The organism is Alcanivorax profundi (genome assembly GCF_003597125.1).
GTDB classification, from domain to species: domain Bacteria; phylum Pseudomonadota; class Gammaproteobacteria; order Pseudomonadales; family Alcanivoracaceae; genus Alcanivorax; species Alcanivorax profundi.
Genome location: NZ_QYYA01000081.1, coordinates 1 through 534, shown reverse-complemented (window position 1 = coordinate 534; position 534 = coordinate 1). Strand labels below are relative to the sequence as shown.

Below are 534 nucleotides of genomic sequence, written 5' to 3'. Positions count from 1 at the left end.
AAGAGCATCGATATACTTCTTTGCCTTAGCCGAGCTTTCACCATTGAGGTGCATCTCAGCCTCAGCTGCATTGAGGTAAGCCTCATCTACACGGAAGAGGAAGAAGTCTATATCTACGTTATAGCTGTCGTGAGGAGTACCACCATTAGAATAGTTGTTATTCCATTTTGGTGTTGCAATACCCTTGACGAACTTATCGTTAGCACCAATCTCTAAAGTACGATCGCCGTCACTGTTGCCTTTACCCCAAAGGATAGCACGGTCATCAACGTTCATAGCACGGATTTCGGAAGCTTTCTTGTTTACCACAACTTTTGGATCGGTAAAGAACTTCTCTACGAATTGTGGACGAACACGCATACCTGACCATGTGTTGGCAGTAGTGGCAGCATCCTTATCTGTAACAGTCTGCATTGTAGCATCCCAAAGAGCTGCAACAAAGAACATCGAGCCACCGTATCCCTGAGTCTTGTCACCATCTTGCATCAAAGGCAGAAGAGCCTCGCAGCTTGCACCATTTGAACCATTGTCGCC

At 46.1% G+C, this 534-nt stretch carries 1 protein-coding gene; it reads right to left on the bottom strand.

The window, feature by feature from the left end:
- Positions 1-534, bottom strand: a 534-nt coding sequence (locus D4A39_RS16970) for a RagB/SusD family nutrient uptake outer membrane protein (RefSeq protein WP_119918595.1), incomplete at both ends; no start/stop codon positions are given.